This is a genomic window from Rathayibacter rhapontici (assembly GCF_001995175.1).
Taxonomy (GTDB): Bacteria; Actinomycetota; Actinomycetes; order Actinomycetales; family Microbacteriaceae; genus Rathayibacter.
The window spans coordinates 13,421-29,942 of sequence record NZ_MUKN01000035.1 but is presented as its reverse complement, the minus strand read 5'-3'; the positions used below and the strand labels follow the sequence as shown (position 1 = coordinate 29,942).

Sequence of the window (16,522 nt, the reverse complement as noted above, 5' to 3'; positions counted from 1 at the left end):
GTCGGTCGTCGAGTACGAGCGTCGTCCGAGCGGAAAGACCCCCACCTTTCGTCGTCGCGAGAGCGTTGTGTCCGAATGATGAAGATCATCCGGCTGCCGCGTGCCACGCCCCGAATTCCAGGAGCTAGCGCTGTTTGCTAACGCTGTGACCCTGTTGGTCTCTGCCTCGACCGGTGAGAGTGACTTCCACACCCCGTCGATCTCTGAGTTCTTCCCGCCCGGTTTCCTCTTCGTGGACACCCCCTTCGAGATCAACCGCGTCATGATGGTCCGCTTCATCGCGGTCATCGCCCTGATGCTGTTCTTCTGGCTCGGGACGCGCAAGATGCGCATCGTCCCCGGACGCTTCCAGAGCGTCGTCGAGCTGGCCTTCGACTTCGTGCGCGTCACGATCGCGAAGGACATCCTCGGCGAGAAGGACGCGCGCCGCTTCCTGCCGATCCTCGTGACGATCTTCTTCGCCATCATCGCGATGAACCTCACCGGGATCGTGCCGTTCCTCAACATCGCGGGAACGTCCGTCGTCGGCATGCCGCTCTTCCTCGGTCTGGTGGCCTACGTCACCTTCATCTACGCCGGCATCAAGGACCGCGGGATGGGCTTCTTCAAGAACGCCCTGTTCCCGCCCGGAGCCCCGTTCCTGATCTACTTCATCCTCACGCCGATCGAGCTCCTGCAGACGTTCATCATCCGTCCGCTCTCGCTCGCGCTTCGACTGGTCATGAACATGATCGTCGGGCACCTCCTGCTGGTCCTCTGCTTCTCGGCCACGCAGTTCTTCCTCTTCAGCTCGCAGGTCGACCCGGGCTTCAAGCTCTTCGGTGTCGTGACCTTCGCCTTCGGAGGCGCCTTCACGCTCTTCGAGCTGCTCGTCGCCGTCCTCCAGGCGTACATCTTCACTCTTCTCGCCGCGGTCTACATCCAGTTGGCCGTCGCCGAGGAGCACTGACACCTCAACTCACGGGCTCCCACCCGTTCACACGATCACCCCACTGAAAGGACCCACTCGTGGACTCAGTCACCGTTCTCGCCGAACTCACCGGCAACATCGCGACGGTCGGTTACGGCCTCGCAGCGATCGGCCCCGGCATCGGTGTCGGCATCGTCGCGGGCAAGACCGTCGAGGCGATGGCGCGCCAGCCCGAGATGGCCGGCCGCCTCCAGACCACGATGTTCCTCGGCATCGCGTTCACCGAGGTGCTCGCGCTCATCGGCCTCGCCACCTACTTCATCTTCACGGTTTAGTCATGTTCAGCACCGCTGTGAACATCGCTGCGGAAGAAGGTGACGTCCCCGCGGTCATTCTGATCCCGGAGTTCTACGACTTCTTCTGGTCGGGGGTGATCTTCCTCATCCTCCTGTTCTTCTTCTGGAAGCTGGTCCTGCCGCGCATCCAGAAGATGCTCGACGCGCGGTCCGCCGCCATCGAGGGGAACATCGCGAAGGCCGACGAGGCTCAGCGCCAGGCGGAAGCCGCACTCGAGAAGTACACCGCTCAGCTCGCCGAAGCGCGCGCCGAGGCCGGGGTCATCCGCGAGAAGGCCAACGCCGACGGCAACGCGATCGTGGCGGCGAAGAAGGAGCAGGCTCAGGCCGAGGCCGAGCGCATCCTGCACAACGCGCACGCCCAGATCGAGGCGGACCGTCAGGCCGCCGTCGTCGCCCTGCGCTCCGAAGTCGGAACCCTCGCCATCGACCTCGCCTCCGGCGTGATCGGCGAGAGCCTCAACGACGACGCGAAGGCGTCCGCGATCGTGGACCGCTTCCTCGCCGACCTCGAGGCCTCGGAGAAGGCGAACAGCTGATGGGCAGCGCGTCACGACAGGCCCTGGCCGCCGCGAAGGCGGAGTTGTCCGCCTTCCACGGCCACGTGTCGCTCGAGGCCGCTCAGCAGCTCTTCGAAGCGGCCCGGGTCATCGACTCGCAGGCGCAGCTGCGCTCGGCCCTCTCGGACCCGAGCGTCGAAGCGGCGAGCAAGCGGGCCCTCGTGGCCCGCGTGTTCGCTCCTTTCGACGTCAGCGCGAAGCGCCTGCTGACCGTGATCGCCGGCCACCGCTGGTCGAGCCCGAGCGACCTCGTCGCCGGGATCGAGGAGGTCGGGGTCCGCGCGATCGCGACGTCCGCTCCGGAGGGCGTCTCGATCGAGCGCGAGCTGCAGATGTTCGGCGCGGTCGTCTCGTCCGACGCCGAGCTCGAGCTGGCGCTGGGCAGCAAGCTGGCCGCGTCCGACTCGAAGGTCTCGCTCGTGCAGCGCCTCCTCGAGGGCAAGGCCTCGGCCGAGACCCTCGCGATCCTCCGGCAGCTGATCGCGCACCCGCGCGGTCGCCGCATCCCGGAGCTCGTCCGCTTCGCCGCCGGCGTCGTCGCCGACCAGGGCGGTTTCACCATCGCCACGGTCTCGGTCGCGTCCCCGCTCCCGCCGCACCAGCTCGACCGGCTCCGGTCCGCGCTCTCGCGGCAGTACGACCGGCCCGTCTCCGTCAACATGCTCGTCGATCCCTCCCTCCTGGGCGGCATGCGACTGCAGGTCGGCGACGAGGTCATCGACGGGACCGTGTCCGCACGGCTCTCCGACCTGAAGCTCCAGCTCGCGTCCTGACGGGCGCACGTATCCTCAGGGAGCGGCTCGCGCCGCCTCCGACCCCCGCACCATCCAGGTCAGGCCCCGACGACCTCTTCGGCTCGCACGGACCCAACGAACAGGAATTCCAATGGCAGATATCACCATCAGCCCGGATGAGATCCGCGACGCGCTGAAGGACTTCGTCTCGTCGTACGAGCCGGGCAAGGCATCCACCACCGAGGTCGGCTACGTCATCGACGCCGCCGACGGCATCGCGCACGTCGAGGGTCTCCCCGGCGTCATGGCGAACGAGCTCATCCGCTTCTCGAACGGCGTCCTGGGCCTCGCCCAGAACCTCGACGAGAACGAGATCGGCGTCGTCGTGCTCGGCGAGTTCTCCGGCATCGAGGAGGGCATGGAGGTCACCCGCACGGGCGAGGTCCTCTCCGTCCCCGTCGGCGACGGATACCTCGGCCGCGTCGTCGACCCGCTCGGCAACCCGATCGACGGCCTCGGCGACATCGCCTCGGAGGGCCGCCGCGCTCTCGAGCTGCAGGCGCCCGGCGTCATGTCGCGCAAGTCGGTCCACGAGCCGCTGCAGACCGGCATCAAGGCCATCGACGCGATGATCCCCGTCGGCCGCGGCCAGCGCCAGCTGATCATCGGCGACCGCCAGACCGGCAAGACGGCGATCGCGATCGACACGATCATCAACCAGAAGGCCAACTGGGAGTCGGGCGACACGAACAAGCAGGTCCGCTGCATCTACGTCGCCATCGGCCAGAAGGGCTCGACCATCGCCTCGGTGAAGGGCGCGCTCGAGGACGCCGGAGCCATGAAGTACACGACCATCGTCGCGTCCCCGGCCTCCGACCCCGCCGGCTTCAAGTACCTCGCCCCCTACACCGGCTCGGCCATCGGCCAGCACTGGATGTACGGCGGCAAGCACGTCCTGATCATCTTCGACGACCTGTCGAAGCAGGCCGAGGCCTACCGCGCCGTGTCGCTCCTCCTGCGCCGCCCGCCGGGACGCGAGGCGTACCCGGGTGACGTCTTCTACCTGCACTCCCGCCTGCTGGAGCGCTGCGCAAAGCTGTCCGACGAGCTCGGCGCCGGATCGATGACCGGCCTCCCGATCATCGAGACCAAGGCGAACGACGTCTCGGCGTACATCCCGACCAACGTGATCTCGATCACCGACGGCCAGATCTTCCTCCAGTCCGACCTCTTCAACGCCAACCAGCGTCCGGCGGTCGACGTGGGGATCTCGGTCTCGCGAGTCGGCGGCGACGCCCAGGTCAAGTCGATCAAGAAGGTCTCGGGAACGCTGAAGCTCGAGCTCGCGCAGTACCGCTCGCTCGAGGCGTTCGCGATGTTCGCGTCCGACCTCGACGCGGCCTCTCGCCGTCAGCTCGCCCGTGGTGCGCGCCTGACCGAGCTGCTCAAGCAGCCGCAGTACTCGCCGTACCCCGTGGAGGAGCAGGTCGTCTCGATCTGGGCCGGCACGAACGGCAAGCTCGACGAGGTGCCCGTCCCCGACGTGCTCCGCTTCGAGCGCGAGCTGCTCGACTACCTGGGCCGCAACACGAAGGTCCTCTCCACGCTGCGCGACACGAACGTGCTCTCGGACGACGTCGTCGCCGAGCTGTCCCGTGCCGTCGACGGTTTCAAGCTCGAGTTCCAGACCGGTGAGGGCAAGCCCCTCGCCTCGGTCGGGCGCGAGGAGCACCAGGCGATCTCGGCCGACGAGGTCGGCCAGGAGAAGATCGTCAAGGGCCGTCGCTAACAGCGGCACCCCGGCGATTCGTCACACAAGGACTACAGGAGACACATGGGAGCGCAACTTCGGGTCTACCGGTCGAAGATCCGTTCGGCCCAGACGACCAAGAAGATCACTCGGGCCATGGAGCTGATCTCGGCCTCGCGCATCCAGAAGGCGCAGAACCGCGTCGCCGCCGCGGCTCCGTACTCGAACGCCATCACGCGGGCCGTGTCGGCCGTCGCGACCTACTCGAACGTCGAGCACCCGCTCACGACCGAGCGCGAGAAGCTCGACACGGCCGCGATCGTGATCTTCACCTCCGACCGCGGACTCGCGGGAGCCTTCTCCTCGAGCGTGCTCAAGGAGGCGGAGGAGCTGGCCTCGCTGCTGCGCAGCGAGGGCAAGGAGGTCGTCTTCTACCTGGTCGGCCGCAAGGCGAACGCGTACTTCTCGTTCCGGAAGCGCCCCAGCGTGCGCGTCTGGACCGGAGGCACCGACCAGCCCGTGTTCGAGACGGCGAAAGAGATCGCGGACGCGGTCGTCGAGTCGTACAACCTCGATGACGAAGAGGGCGGCGTGGACGAGATCCACCTCGTGTACAACCGCTTCGTCAGCATGGTGACGCAGCAGCCGACGGTCGTCCGTCTGCTGCCGCTCGAGGTCGTCGAGGGCGCGGAGGATCAGAACAGCGATCTCTACCCGTTGTACGAGTTCGAGCCGGACCCCGAGACGGTCCTCGACCGCCTCCTCCCGGTCTACGTCGAGAGCCGCATCTTCAACGCGATGCTGCAGTCGGCGGCGTCGGAGCACGCAGCGCGTCAGAAGGCGATGAAGTCGGCGAGCGACAACGCCGACACGCTGATCAAGACCTACACGCGTCTCGCCAACAACGCCCGCCAGACCGAGATCACGCAGCAGATCGCGGAGATCGTCGGCGGCGCGGACGCCCTGTCGTCCGCCAAGTAGACGGCTCTCCTCCCCAGACACGAAACTCCGCGCCCCGGGTGCGGTGAGACCAAGAAGGAAGAAGCAATGACACTGACCGCACCTGAGGCGGCGACCGGGACGTCGGGCGGGGCCATCGGCCGCATCGCCCGCGTCACCGGCCCCGTCGTTGACATCGAGTTCCCCCACGACGCGATCCCCGAGGTCTACAACGCGCTCTACACGCACGTCGAGGTCGAGGGCGTCTCGAGCAAGCTGACCTTCGAGGTCGCGCAGCACCTGGGCGACGACCTCGTCCGCGCCATCTCGCTCAACCCGACCGACGGACTCGTCCGCGGTCAGGAGGTCCACGACACCGGCCTGCCGATCTCGGTCCCCGTCGGCGACGTGACCAAGGGCAAGGTCTTCAACGTCATCGGAGAGGTGCTCAACGCCGACGCCGATGGCAAGATCAACGGCGAGTCGTTCGAGATCACCGAGCGCTGGCCCATCCACCGCAAGCCGCCGGCGTTCGACCAGCTCGAGTCCAAGACCGAGCTGTTCGAGACCGGCATCAAGGTCATCGACCTTCTCACCCCGTACGTGCAGGGCGGCAAGATCGGCCTGTTCGGCGGAGCGGGCGTCGGCAAGACCGTCCTCATCCAGGAGATGATCCAGCGCGTCGCGCAGGACCACGGTGGAGTGTCCGTGTTCGCCGGTGTCGGCGAGCGCACCCGTGAGGGCAACGACCTCATCGCCGAGATGGAGGAGGCGGGCGTCTTCGACAAGACCGCCCTCGTCTTCGGCCAGATGGACGAGCCGCCGGGAACCCGCCTGCGTGTCGCCCTGTCGGCGCTCACGATGGCGGAGTACTTCCGCGACGTGCAGAAGCAGGACGTGCTCCTCTTCATCGACAACATCTTCCGCTTCACGCAGGCCGGCTCGGAGGTGTCGACCCTCCTGGGCCGCATGCCCTCCGCGGTGGGCTACCAGCCGAACCTCGCCGACGAGATGGGTGTGCTCCAGGAGCGCATCACGTCGACCCGGGGTCACTCGATCACCTCGCTGCAGGCGATCTACGTCCCCGCGGACGACTACACCGACCCGGCGCCGGCGACCACGTTCGCGCACCTCGACGCCACCACCGAGCTCTCGCGCGAGATCGCGTCGAAGGGCCTGTACCCGGCCGTCGACCCGCTCACCTCGACCTCGCGGATCCTCGACCCCCGCTACCTGGGCGCCGATCACTACCGCGTGGCGACGAACGTGAAGCAGATCCTGCAGAAGAACAAGGAGCTGCAGGAGATCATCGCGATCCTCGGTGTCGACGAGCTCTCCGAAGAGGACAAGATCACGGTGTCGCGTGCGCGCCGCATCCAGCAGTTCCTCTCGCAGAACACGTACATGGCGAAGAAGTTCACCGGCGTCGAGGGTTCGACCGTCCCGCTGAAGGACACCATCGAGTCGTTCGATGCGATCACCAAGGGCGAGTTCGACCACGTGGCCGAGCAGGCGTTCTTCAACGTCGGCTCGATCTCGGACGCGAGGAGAAGTGGGTCCAGATCCAGAAGGAGAACGGCTGATCATGGCCGGGACCCTGAAGGTCAGCGTCGTCTCCGCCAACGCGGAGGTGTGGTCGGGAGAGGCGAAGCAGCTCACGGCGCGCACGGTCGAGGGCGAGATCGGCATCCTCGCCGGCCACGAGCCGCTCCTCGCGATCCTCGCCACCGGTGAGGTCCGCGTCACCGCGGTCGACGGCACGCGCATCACCGCGCAGGCCGACGAAGGATTCCTGTCCGTCGAGAACGACGTCGTGACGGTCGTCGCCCGCGAGGCGGCGCTCGTCTGAGACACCCGCCGCACTCCGCGGCACCGGAGGGGCCGGGCGATCACCACGATCGCCCGGCCCCTCCGTCGTGTGCCCTCTGCGGCACGAGAACCTGCGAGGAGATCCGTGCACGTCCTGCTCCCGCCGTCCGAGACGAAGCGCTCGGGCGGTTCCTCCGTCTTCGCGCTCGAGGAACTGGCCTTCCCGGAACTCACGGGACGCCGTCGAGAGCTGCGGGATGCGCTGGTGCGGCTCGCTGGCGATCGCGACGCGTCCGCGCGCGCCCTGAAGCTCGGCCCGCGACAGCTCTCGGAGATCGATCGGAACGCCGAGCTGATGACCGGACCGGCGATGCCGGCGGTCGACCGCTTCGACGGCGTCCTCTACGACTCGCTGGACGCGGCGGGTCTGGGCGCAAAGGCGCGGGCCTTCCTCGGCCGGACCGTCCTCGTCCAGTCGGCTCTCTGGGGGCCGGTACGGGCATCCGATCCGATCCCGGCGTACCGGCTGTCGCACGACTCCCGGATCCCCGGCATGCCGCTGAAGCGGTGGTGGGCTGCCGAGGCAGGTCGGGCGCTGGCGTCTCTGGACGGGCTGGTCCTCGATCTGCGGAGCGAGGCCTACGCGGCCCTCGGCCCGCTCGACGGGGAGTCGCGGTACTTCGTCCGGGTCCGGTCGCGGGCCGCCGACGGCTCCCTCCGGAACCTCAACCACTTCAACAAGCAGAGCAAGGGGCTCTTCGTCCGAGCCCTCGCACTGGACGGCTTCTCGACCGACTCGACCGACGACCTCGTCGCGTGGTCGGCGAGCCGCGGCTTCGAGCTCGCAGTCAATGCGCAGTCCGGTGAGCTCGACCTGGTCGTCCCCGAAGTCTGACGCTCACTCGACCGCTCGGAAGCACCCCGCGAGGTGATCGTCCACGATGCCGGCGGACTGCTGGAGGGCGTACATCGTGGTGGGGCCCACGAAGCGGAAGCCTGCGGAGCGGAGGGCGCGGGACAGAGCGAGGGATGCAGCCGTCCTGGTCGGCACCTGCTCCCTGGTCGCGGGCCTGCCGCCCGATCGGTCGTCGGGGATCGACCACACGAGACGGTCGAGCGCGCCGTCGCCGTGCCGGTCGCGCAGGGCGACAGTGGCCTGCGCGTTCTCGATCGTCGCGACGATCTTGGCGCGATTGCGGATGATGCCCGTGTCGGCCATGAGGCGGTCGACGTCGTCGTCCCCGAGAGCGGCCACGGATTCGAGATCGAAGTCGTGGAAGACCTCTCTGAAGCGGGGTCGCTTCCGCAGGATCGTGAGCCAGGAGAGCCCGGACTGGAAGCCCTCCAGGCAGATCTTCTCGAGGAGCGGGGGATCGCCGTGCAGGGGGACACCCCACTCCTCGTCGTGGTACCGGCGGTACTCCTGATCGTGGCCGGCCCACGCGCAGCGGGCCCGGCCGTCCTCCCCGACGAGGACCCCCTCGTCGTCGGTCATCGGTGCGCGATCCCCTCGTGGTCGAGGAGCCACTTCTTCGTGGCGATGCCCTCGCCTCCGCTGTACCCGGTGATCCGCCCGTCTCCCGCGAGGACACGGTGGCATCCCACGATGATCGGGATCGGATTGCGCCCCACCGCGCCGCCGATCGGGCGCCCGGAGCGGAGTCGCCCCGTGGCCTGACCGAGTGCGCCGTAGGAGGTGATCTCACCCCAGCGGAGCGCCTGCAGCGCCTTCCAGATCTCGAGCTGGAAGACGGTGCCCGTGAGGCTCACCGGCAGGTCGAAGGCGCGGCGCGCTCCGGAGAAGTACTCGCCGAGCTGGTCGACGGCGGCGTCGAGCACCGGATCCGCGGTCTCGTCGAGGTGGTCGTGGGGGAGGACGTCGGCCCGGGCGATCGCGAGCGACACGATCGAGCTGCCGTCGCTGCCGACCTCGATCCGGCCGAGCGGACTCGTCGTGCGGCGGAGGTGGAGGGGAGTCGTTCTCATGCCCCGAGAGTATCCGCCGGTCCCTCCGCCGACCGGCGGGAAACGGACATCGGTGGATCGACCGCCGCGACGGCGTCTGGGGAGGAGGAGGCGGTCCGGTCCTCCACAGCGGCGGGCCGGACGCCGCTCTCCTCCGGGTCCGGGGGCCGTCCGCCGCGCGGGCGTGCCGGAGCGCCACTGTGCTCCCATGACACCTCTCGACACGGCCTCGCCCCTCGGGCACACCGCCCTCCTGTCCCGCATCCCGCAGCTCGTCGGCTTCCACCCGCGCGAGAGCGTCGTGCTCGTCCCCGTGCGCGACGGCGCCCCGACAGGAGCCCTCCGGTTCGATCTGCCCGGAGGAGACCCGGCGCTCTCCGCCCGCGCGTTCCTCGGTGCACTGGGACGCTTCGGCCGCGCCGACTCCGTCGTCGCGGTGCTCTACGCGGACGATCCGGAGAGATCGGGAGCGGTCGCCGCCGCGCTGCGGGCCCGCGCTCGTCAGACCTCGCTCCCGGCGTTCGAGGCGATCGGAGGGACACGCGCGCCGGCGCCGATCGATGACCTGGGCACAGGACCGCTCGGGGAGGCGCGGAAGGCGGTGGCGGAGCACGTCGACCTGCTGCTCGACCGGCACCCGCGCGCCGAGCTGCCCGGAACGGACCGCGCGAGGGTCGACGCCCTGCTCCGGAGGGCGGCGGACGGCCGGGAGATCCGACCCGGACCGGAGCTCACGGCCGCGGTGATCGTGAGCGCGCAACGGCCGGGCTGGATCGGGCACGCGCTGGCGATCCTCCTGGCGCCGCAGCAGCACCCGGACCCGGATCATGTGATCAGTGCGATCGCACGAGTCGCGGAGCTCGCTCCACGGACCGAGAGGGCGCGCGTCCTCGTGCTCCTCGCGGCAGTGCACTGGTCGTCCGGCGGCTCCGGAGCGGCACTCCGCTGCGCGAGGGAAGCGGGGCGCACCGACCCGCACGAGGAGGGTGCGCGCCGCCTCGTCGCGGCACTCGAGTGCGGCGAGCGCTCGCCCTGGCGGTTCGTGCACGAGCGCGCCGCCTGAGTGGGCGGCGCGCTCGCACCCTCAGAGCCGGGACCAGGCCTCCGTCAGAACACCACGGAGGATCTGCTCGATCTCGTCGAACTCCTCCGGGCCCGTCGTCAGCGGCGGAGCGAGCTGGACGACCGGGTCGCCGCGATCGTCGGCTCGGCAGTAGAGGCCCGCGTCGAAGAGCGCCTTCGACAGGAACCCCCTCAGCAGCCGCTCGGACTCGGCGTCGTCGAAGGTCTCCTTCGTCGCCTTGTCCTTCACGAGCTCGATGCCGAAGAAGTACCCGGCTCCGCGCACGTCTCCGACGATGGGGAGATCGAGGAGCTTCTCGAGGGTCGATCGGAAGACCGGCGAGTTCTCGCGGACGCGCTCGTTCAGCTTCTCCTCCTCGAAGATGTCGAGGTTCTCGAGGGCGACGGCGGCCGAGACGGGGTGGCCGCCGAAGGTGTAGCCGTGCGGGAAGGAGACCTGGCCGTGGCGGAAGGGCTCGTACACGCGGTCGCTGACGATCGTCGCGCCGATGGGGGAGTAGCCGCTCGTCATGCCCTTCGCGCAGGTGATCATGTCGGGGACGTAGCCGTACTCGTCGCAGGCGAACATGTGGCCGATGCGGCCGAAGGCGCAGATCACCTCGTCCGACACGAGGAGGACGTCGTGCCGGTCGCAGATCTCGCGGACGCGCTGGAAGTAGCCGGGCGGGGGCGGGAAGCATCCGCCGGAGTTCTGGACGGGCTCCAGGAACACGGCGGCCACGGTGTCCGGCCCCTCGAACTCGATCATCTCCTCGATCCGATCGGCGGCCCAGACGCCGAAGGCCTCGAGATCGTCGCCGTGCTGGGGCGCGCGGTAGAAGTTCGTGTTCGGCACCCGGAAACCGCCCGGGACCAGCGGCTCGAACATCGACTTCATCGCCGGGATGCCGGTGATGGCGAGCGCGCCCTGCGGAGTTCCGTGGTACGCGACGGACCGCGAGATGACCTTGTGCTTCCCCGGCTTCCCCTGGAGCTTCCAGAAGTGCTTGGCGAGCTTGAACGCGGTCTCGACCGCCTCGCCTCCGCCGGTGGAGAAGAAGACCCTGTTGAGATCGCCCGGGGCGTGGTCGGCGAGGCGGTCGGCGAGCTCGATGGCGCTCGGCGTGGCGTACGACCACAGCGGGAAGAAGGAGAGCTCCGACGCCTGCTTGGCCGCGGCCTCGGCGAGACGGCGGCGCCCGTGGCCGGCGTTCACGACGAACAGGCCGGAGAGGCCGTCGATGTACTTGCGGCCCGTGCTGTCCCAGATGTGGTGGCCCTCGCCGCGCGTGATGATCGGCACACCGGCTCCGGAGTCCATGACGGACTGCCGGGTGAAGTGCATCCAGAGATGGTCCTTCGCCTTCTTCTGGAGGTCGGCGTCGTCGATCGGGGCCGGTGCGTCGTCCGCTCGGAACGTCTCTCCGGCGTCGATCGCGTCGGTCGAGAAGGCTGTGTCAGTCATGGCTTACCGCGTTCCCCAGTTGTAGAACTGCTTGTGGAGTTTGAGATAGACGAAGGTCTCGGTCGAGAGGACGCCCGGCAGCGAGCGGATCTCCTGATTGAGCAGCGCGATGAGGTCGTCGTCGTTCTCGCAGACGACCTCGGCGAGGATGTCGAACGTGCCGGCCGTCAGGACGACGTAGTCGACGGCGGGGATCGCGGCGAGGCGATCCGCGACCTCGCGGGTGTCGCCCGTGACACGGACGCCGATCATCGCCTGGCGGTAGAAGCCGAGCTGCATCGGATCCGTCACGGCGACGATCTGCATGACGCCCGACTCCGTGAGCTTCTGGACCCGCTGGCGCACCGCCGCCTCGCTCAGGCCGACGGCCTTGCCGATCTCGGCGTAGGAGCGCCGTCCGTCGGCCTGCAGCTGTTCGATGATCGCCTTCGACACGTCGTCGAGCTGGACGGGGCGCTGCGAAGGAGGGCGGTTCGGACTCATGCGACGATCCTGGCAGCGCCGGGGGCGTGCGGCAAGTGATTCCGCACGCAGACGGGGTCCGGAATCACGGATCCACCCGTCGATGCCGGTCGGCCAGCTGGGCCGTGACGGCCTCACGGGGGCTGCGGATCGACGGGGGAGCCGGACGGGAGGGGTGCAGCGCGGGCAGGAAGTAGCATCGGAGGGTCCCTCGTGCCCGGACAGCGGCCGGGGAGCTCAGACGAGGAGTCGCGATGACGCAGATCGGCCGCAGCCGCGCGAGCGTCACCGTGCCCGTCTCGGCCTGGAGCTCGGACACTCCGGCGGCAGAGGTGACCCTGGGCTGGGCGGCCCGGACCGACACCGGCCGGGTCCGGAGCGCCAACCAGGACAGCTACCTCGCGAAGACGCCGCTCTTCGCCGTGGCCGACGGGATGGGCGGGCACGCGGCCGGGGAGATCGCCAGCGAGGCCGTCGTCTCGCGGCTGTCGGTCGCCGCCACGGGGACCACCGTGGGAGCCGAGGAGATCGACCGCGCTCTCCGCGACGCGGTGGGCGACATCGCCCGCCACTCCGACTCCGCCGACCGCGGGACGGGCACCACCGTGACCGGAGCCGCGCTCACCGCCGTCGGGGGAGAGCCCTACTGGTCGATCTTCAACATCGGGGACTCGCGGGTCTACCTGTGGGTGCAGGGCTCGCTCGTGCAGCTGACCGTGGACCACTCGGTGGTGCAGGAGCTGGTGGACGCGGGGCTGATCTCGCGGGACGAGGCCGACGTGCACCCCCACAGCAACGTGATCACGCGGGCGGTCGGCTTCCACGAGGCACCCGTCCCGGACTACCGGCTCGTCCCGGTGATCGCGCCGTCGCGCCTCCTGCTGTGCTCGGACGGGCTGACCAAGGAGCTGACGGACGCGGGGCTCGAGCATCTGCTCTCCTCGACCACGAGTGCCCAGGACGCCGTCGACGCGCTCGTTGACGCCGCGCTCGAGAACGGCGGGCGCGACAACGTGACGGCGATCGTCGTGGATGTGCTCGACGTCGCGGGCGACCCCGGCTGATCCCGCCACCCGGTCGGTGCCGGGCCGCCGCCGGATAGCATGGATGGAGGAAAGGGCGTTCTCGGTGATCTGCAGCACGTGTGGCTCCACCCTCGCCCCGGGGGCGATCCTCTGCGGTGAGTGCGGGTCTCCGGTGGCGACGCACGCGACCCCCGGGACTCCCGGTCCGAGCGCCACGGGGGACACCACGGTCCTGGATCCGTCGAGACGCGCGTGGCTGCCGGGCCTCGCACCCGGTCGGCACCGCCGACCCGCCCCGGGAGCGCCTCTCGCGCCGCCGGCGCAGGGACTCGTCCGGCTGAGCTTCGCCACCGGGCACCACGCCATCGTCACCGGCACGGGCCTCGTCGGCCGGCAGCCGCTGCCGGATCCCGGGGAGACGGTCCGCCACATCCTCGCGATCCCCGATGCGACGAGGTCGCTGTCGAAGACCCACCTCGAGTTCGGCTTCGACGAGGTCGGCCTCTGGGTGCGGGACCGCTGGTCGGCGAACGGCACGGTGCTCGTCGCTCCCGCTCAGGCGCCGTTGCCGTTGGAGGCGGGGCGCCGCTACCGCGCCAAGATCGGCAGCCGACTGCTGCTCTCCTCGGTCGAGATGGCGGTCGAGCGGCTGGACGGCTCCTCCACAGGGTCCGGGCGCCCCCCGATCCTCCGCTGAGGCCCCACGGGCGGCCGTCCTCCGTTCTGATGGGGGGATGAACCACCTCCCCGGGCTCTCGCCGCCCCGTCCGCCCTCCTCCGCGCCGCGCCCGGCGTTCCCCTGGATCGCTGCTCTCGCCCCGGTCCTGTCGGCGGTGGTCCTGTTCGCCGTGACGCGGTCGCCCACGGTGCTGGCGTTCGCGGCGCTCGGGCCGGTCGTCGTGATCGCCTCCTCCCTCGACGCGAAGCGCGTGCGACGCAGGACCGAGCGCGCCGAGGGGGAGCGGTACGCGCGGGAGCTCGCCGCGTACGAGGAGGCGCTCGCACAGCGGCAGCGGGACCGCCTCGCCGCACTGCAGGCGGAGGCGCCCGACGCGCGGGCGATCCTCCGAGGCGGGCTGCCCGCCGACACGAGGTGGCGGCGACGAGCGGAGGGGTTCGCCGCGGTGCTCGGGAGGGGAGTGCTCCCATCGGGGACCGGCGGCTCCGATGCGCCGACCGCGGGTGCGCCGCTGCGCGCACCGGCGACCGCCGGGATCGGAGTATCGGGTCCTCCGGTCCTGACCCGGGCCTTCGCCCGCGGCCTCCTGATCCAGGCGCTGGAGCTGGTCCCGCCGGAGGAGCTGGGCGTCGTCCTCCCGCCCGGCTCCGAGTGGGACTGCCTGCGCAGCGCGCCCCACGTGCGCGGGGATGCTCCAGCAGCGGTCTGGCAGGTGGTCGAGGCCGACGACGGCGGGGTGAGGAGCGGGAGCGGGAGCGAGCGGATCCTCGTCCTCGCGCGCCACTCCTCCGATCTGCCGCCCGCGTGCCGGTGCGTCGTCGAACTGGGCGGGTCGGGCGGTGACCGGGTGATCGGCAGGGAGGCCGCCGGTCGGACGGAGGAGCTGTCGGTCGGCTACGTCTCGGCAGAGGAGGCGCGCCGCTACTCCGAGGCGCTCGCCGCGTCGGCCGCTCCCGGTGGCACCCGCGTCGTCCCGGACGCCGTGAGTCTCGCCGAGCTCGGGGCGCTGCGCCGCGCGGGCGGCGGATCCGGGCTGCCGGTCGTCCTCGGGATCGGCGCGCACGGTCCGGTCGAGGTCGATCTGGTCGCCGACGGGCCGCACGCCATCGTCGGAGGGACGACCGGCAGCGGGAAGAGCGAGCTGCTCGTGGCGTGGGTCCTGGCGCTCGCCGCCCGTCACGGCCCGGCGGCCGTGACCTTCCTGCTGGCCGACTTCAAGGGCGGGGCGGGGTTCGCTCCGCTCGGGAGGCTGCCGCACGTCGCCGGTGTCATCACCGACCTCGACCCTCACGGTGCCGACCGCGCGTTCGCGAGTGTCGCGGCGGAGCTGCGGAGGCGGGAGGTGGTGCTGGCGGGTCACGGGGTCGCGGACATCGCGCGTCTGCCGCCCGGCGCGCTGGCCCGCCTGGTCGTGGTGGTCGACGAGTGCGCCGTGGTCCTCGAGCGCTCGCCGGACCTGCACCGCGCGTTCGCCGACATCGCGGCCCGGGGGCGCTCGCTCGGCGTCCACCTCGTGCTGTGCACGCAGCGTCCCGTCGGCGTCGTGCGCGACGCGGTGGCGGCGAACTGCGGACTGCGGATCGCACTGCGCGTCCAGGACGCCGCCGACTCCCGCTCCCTGCTCGGCACCGATGCGGCGGCACGGATCCCGCACTCCTCTCCGGGCCGCTGCGTGGTGTCGGCCGGCGGAGGACGGACCGTCGTGCAGACCGCGCTCGCGGGGCCGGGAGACGTCGACGCGGCGATCGCGCCAGGGGACGCCGAGGTGCCGGTCCACCGTCCGTGGCTCGATCCGCTCCCCTCCCGCCTCGTCCGGCCCCGGGGGGCCCCGCGGGTCTGCTGCTGGGCGTCGTCGACCGGCCGGCGGAGCAGGCGCAGGAGGTGATCGTGCTGGCTCGTCCCTCCCTCCTCGTGCTCGGTGCGGCCGGATCGGGGCGCACGAGTGCTCTCCGGATGCTCGCCGAGCAGCTCGGGGGTCTTCCGGTGCTCGGCGCCGACGACGCCGAGGAGGTCTGGGACGAGGTGGTGCCGGCCGGAGCGGGAGAGGGCCCTCTGCTGCTCGACGACCTGGATCTGCTGCTGCGTCGATGCTCGGAGGAGGAGCGGCGGCGGCTGCTCGACTCGCTGCAGACCGCCGTCCGATCGGGTCGTCGGCGGATCGTCGTCTCAGCGCGACGGACCACGGACGGGATCGCCGGGCTCCGGGACGGCATCGACGACGTGCTGCTGCTGCGGGCCGCCGGCAGGCAGGAGCACCAGCTGCTCGCCGTCGACGGCGAGCCGTTCCGCTCCGATCTCCCTCCCGGCGGGGGATGGTGGCACGGCGATCGGCTCCAGGTGTTCGAGTGCGCCCTGCTCGCTCCCGAGCGCGATCGACGCCTCCCCGAGCTCGTACCGGTGGGCTCCGCACGGGTGGCGGTCCTCACGAACTCGGCCGAACCGCTCCGCCAGCTGCTGAACGGTTCGGCTCCCGTTCTCACCGTCGAGGAGGCGCTCGCCGCCGATGGCGCGGACCCGACGGCGGTGGTCCTCGGGACGGTCGCGGAGTGGGCGACGGCCCGCTCACTGCTCGGCGGGATCCGACGGGACGGAGCAGTCGCGCTCGATGTGCCGCCGCTCGAGGCGCGGATCGTCCTCGGCCCGCTGCCGGTCGCCCCGCTGTGCGCTCCCGGGAGCCTGGTGCTCGAGGAGGGCGGACAGCTCCGGCGGGCGCGGTGGCCGGACCGCAGGACCGGAAAGGCGTCGACCCCGGGAATCCGTGGTCTGGAGGGCGTGTGAGCGCGGAATTCGTGACGATCATGTTTCC

General features: G+C 70.3%; 17 protein-coding genes and 1 pseudogene. 14 read left to right on the top strand and 4 right to left on the bottom strand.

Annotated features, from left to right (window positions below):
- The first annotated feature begins 145 nt into the window (after nt 1-145).
- The 9 genes and pseudogenes from atpB (at nt 146) to B0T42_RS12155 (ending at nt 7,953) form a co-directional block, all read left to right on the top strand.
- On the top strand, nt 146-949 hold the full coding sequence (atpB, locus tag B0T42_RS12195) for a F0F1 ATP synthase subunit A (RefSeq protein ID WP_077223380.1): 804 nt from the start codon (nt 146-148) through the stop codon (nt 947-949).
- Between the two features lie 59 nt (nt 950-1,008).
- On the top strand, nt 1,009-1,245 hold the full coding sequence (locus B0T42_RS12190) for an ATP synthase F0 subunit C (protein ID WP_077223379.1): 237 nt from the start codon (nt 1,009-1,011) through the stop codon (nt 1,243-1,245).
- Between the two features lie 2 nt (nt 1,246-1,247).
- Complete coding sequence (locus tag B0T42_RS12185; protein WP_077223378.1) at nt 1,248-1,805, top strand: F0F1 ATP synthase subunit B; 558 nt, start codon at nt 1,248-1,250, stop codon at nt 1,803-1,805.
- Complete coding sequence (locus B0T42_RS12180) at nt 1,805-2,599, top strand: F0F1 ATP synthase subunit delta (protein ID WP_077223377.1); 795 nt, start codon at nt 1,805-1,807, stop codon at nt 2,597-2,599. The genes B0T42_RS12185 and B0T42_RS12180 overlap by 1 nt, the downstream gene beginning before the upstream one ends.
- Before the next feature lie 112 nt (nt 2,600-2,711).
- Complete coding sequence (atpA, locus tag B0T42_RS12175) at nt 2,712-4,349, top strand: F0F1 ATP synthase subunit alpha (protein WP_077223376.1); 1,638 nt, start codon at nt 2,712-2,714, stop codon at nt 4,347-4,349.
- A 45-nt stretch (nt 4,350-4,394) separates the two neighbouring features.
- Nucleotides 4,395-5,291 (top strand): F0F1 ATP synthase subunit gamma, encoded by an 897-nt coding sequence (locus B0T42_RS12170; RefSeq protein WP_077223375.1) that lies wholly within the window; start codon nt 4,395-4,397, stop codon nt 5,289-5,291.
- Nucleotides 5,292-5,357: 66 nt separating this feature from the next.
- Nucleotides 5,358-6,832 (top strand): annotated as a pseudogene (gene atpD, locus B0T42_RS12165) (F0F1 ATP synthase subunit beta).
- Nucleotides 6,833-6,834: 2 nt separating this feature from the next.
- Nucleotides 6,835-7,098 carry a F0F1 ATP synthase subunit epsilon gene (locus tag B0T42_RS12160; protein WP_077223374.1) on the top strand — a complete coding sequence of 88 codons (264 nt, stop codon included), beginning with the start codon at nt 6,835-6,837 and terminating at the stop codon, nt 7,096-7,098.
- A 105-nt stretch (nt 7,099-7,203) separates the two neighbouring features.
- The gene (locus tag B0T42_RS12155; protein WP_077223373.1) at nt 7,204-7,953 is read left to right on the top strand and encodes a YaaA family protein; all 750 of its coding nucleotides are present in this window, start codon (nt 7,204-7,206) and stop codon (nt 7,951-7,953) included.
- Between the two features lie 3 nt (nt 7,954-7,956).
- On the opposite strand, the gene B0T42_RS12150 is transcribed toward B0T42_RS12155, so the two are convergent.
- Both B0T42_RS12150 and B0T42_RS12145 read right to left on the bottom strand, forming a co-directional pair.
- Nucleotides 7,957-8,553, bottom strand: a complete 597-nt coding sequence (locus B0T42_RS12150) for a DNA-3-methyladenine glycosylase I (RefSeq protein ID WP_077223372.1) — start codon at nt 8,551-8,553, stop codon at nt 7,957-7,959.
- Complete coding sequence (locus B0T42_RS12145) at nt 8,550-9,044, bottom strand: methylated-DNA--[protein]-cysteine S-methyltransferase (RefSeq protein WP_077223371.1); 495 nt, start codon at nt 9,042-9,044, stop codon at nt 8,550-8,552. The genes B0T42_RS12150 and B0T42_RS12145 overlap by 4 nt, the downstream gene beginning before the upstream one ends.
- A gap of 187 nt (nt 9,045-9,231) precedes the next feature.
- On the opposite strand from B0T42_RS12145, the gene B0T42_RS12140 reads away from it, so the two are divergent.
- The gene (locus B0T42_RS12140; protein WP_158078113.1) at nt 9,232-10,086 is read left to right on the top strand and encodes a DUF4192 family protein; all 855 of its coding nucleotides are present in this window, start codon (nt 9,232-9,234) and stop codon (nt 10,084-10,086) included.
- Nucleotides 10,087-10,107: 21 nt separating this feature from the next.
- Here the strand turns inward: B0T42_RS12140 and B0T42_RS12135 are convergent, their stop codons facing one another.
- Nucleotides 10,108-11,550, bottom strand: a complete 1,443-nt coding sequence (locus B0T42_RS12135; RefSeq protein ID WP_077223369.1) for an aspartate aminotransferase family protein — start codon at nt 11,548-11,550, stop codon at nt 10,108-10,110.
- A 3-nt stretch (nt 11,551-11,553) separates the two neighbouring features.
- Nucleotides 11,554-12,033 carry an Lrp/AsnC family transcriptional regulator gene (locus B0T42_RS12130; protein WP_077223368.1) on the bottom strand — a complete coding sequence of 160 codons (480 nt, stop codon included), beginning with the start codon at nt 12,031-12,033 and terminating at the stop codon, nt 11,554-11,556.
- Nucleotides 12,034-12,266: 233 nt separating this feature from the next.
- On the opposite strand from B0T42_RS12130, the gene B0T42_RS12125 reads away from it, so the two are divergent.
- The 4 genes from B0T42_RS12125 to B0T42_RS12110 all read left to right on the top strand — a co-directional run bounded on the left by B0T42_RS12125 (nt 12,267) and on the right by B0T42_RS12110 (nt 16,494).
- The gene (locus B0T42_RS12125; RefSeq protein WP_077223367.1) at nt 12,267-13,076 is read left to right on the top strand and encodes a PP2C family protein-serine/threonine phosphatase; all 810 of its coding nucleotides are present in this window, start codon (nt 12,267-12,269) and stop codon (nt 13,074-13,076) included.
- Between the two features lie 133 nt (nt 13,077-13,209).
- Complete coding sequence (locus tag B0T42_RS19550) at nt 13,210-13,734, top strand: FHA domain-containing protein (protein WP_077223366.1); 525 nt, start codon at nt 13,210-13,212, stop codon at nt 13,732-13,734.
- Nucleotides 13,735-13,771: 37 nt separating this feature from the next.
- A complete protein-coding gene (locus B0T42_RS12115) occupies nt 13,772-15,601 on the top strand; it encodes an FtsK/SpoIIIE domain-containing protein (RefSeq protein ID WP_077223365.1) in 1,830 nt (609 codons plus the stop codon).
- A gap of 2 nt (nt 15,602-15,603) precedes the next feature.
- On the top strand, nt 15,604-16,494 hold the full coding sequence (locus B0T42_RS12110; protein ID WP_139344496.1) for a hypothetical protein: 891 nt from the start codon (nt 15,604-15,606) through the stop codon (nt 16,492-16,494).
- Nucleotides 16,495-16,522 lie beyond the last annotated feature (28 nt).

What these genes read in the sequence shown, in the direction of transcription:
- B0T42_RS12125 (WP_077223367.1), top strand. Translation starts at nt 12,267, where the DNA reads ATGACGCAGATCGGCCGCAGCCGCGCGAGCGTCACCGTGCCCGTCTCG.
- B0T42_RS12160 (WP_077223374.1), top strand. Translation starts at nt 6,835, where the DNA reads ATGGCCGGGACCCTGAAGGTCAGCGTCGTCTCCGCCAACGCGGAGGTG.
- atpA (WP_077223376.1), top strand. Translation starts at nt 2,712, where the DNA reads ATGGCAGATATCACCATCAGCCCGGATGAGATCCGCGACGCGCTGAAG.
- B0T42_RS12140 (WP_158078113.1), top strand. Translation starts at nt 9,232, where the DNA reads ATGACACCTCTCGACACGGCCTCGCCCCTCGGGCACACCGCCCTCCTG.
- B0T42_RS12170 (WP_077223375.1), top strand. Translation starts at nt 4,395, where the DNA reads ATGGGAGCGCAACTTCGGGTCTACCGGTCGAAGATCCGTTCGGCCCAG.
- B0T42_RS12130 (WP_077223368.1), bottom strand. Translation starts at nt 12,033, where the DNA reads ATGAGTCCGAACCGCCCTCCTTCGCAGCGCCCCGTCCAGCTCGACGAC.
- B0T42_RS12115 (WP_077223365.1), top strand. Translation starts at nt 13,772, where the DNA reads ATGAACCACCTCCCCGGGCTCTCGCCGCCCCGTCCGCCCTCCTCCGCG.
- B0T42_RS12145 (WP_077223371.1), bottom strand. Translation starts at nt 9,044, where the DNA reads ATGAGAACGACTCCCCTCCACCTCCGCCGCACGACGAGTCCGCTCGGC.
- B0T42_RS12150 (WP_077223372.1), bottom strand. Translation starts at nt 8,553, where the DNA reads ATGACCGACGACGAGGGGGTCCTCGTCGGGGAGGACGGCCGGGCCCGC.
- B0T42_RS12185 (WP_077223378.1), top strand. Translation starts at nt 1,248, where the DNA reads ATGTTCAGCACCGCTGTGAACATCGCTGCGGAAGAAGGTGACGTCCCC.
- B0T42_RS12180 (WP_077223377.1), top strand. Translation starts at nt 1,805, where the DNA reads ATGGGCAGCGCGTCACGACAGGCCCTGGCCGCCGCGAAGGCGGAGTTG.
- B0T42_RS12135 (WP_077223369.1), bottom strand. Translation starts at nt 11,550, where the DNA reads ATGACTGACACAGCCTTCTCGACCGACGCGATCGACGCCGGAGAGACG.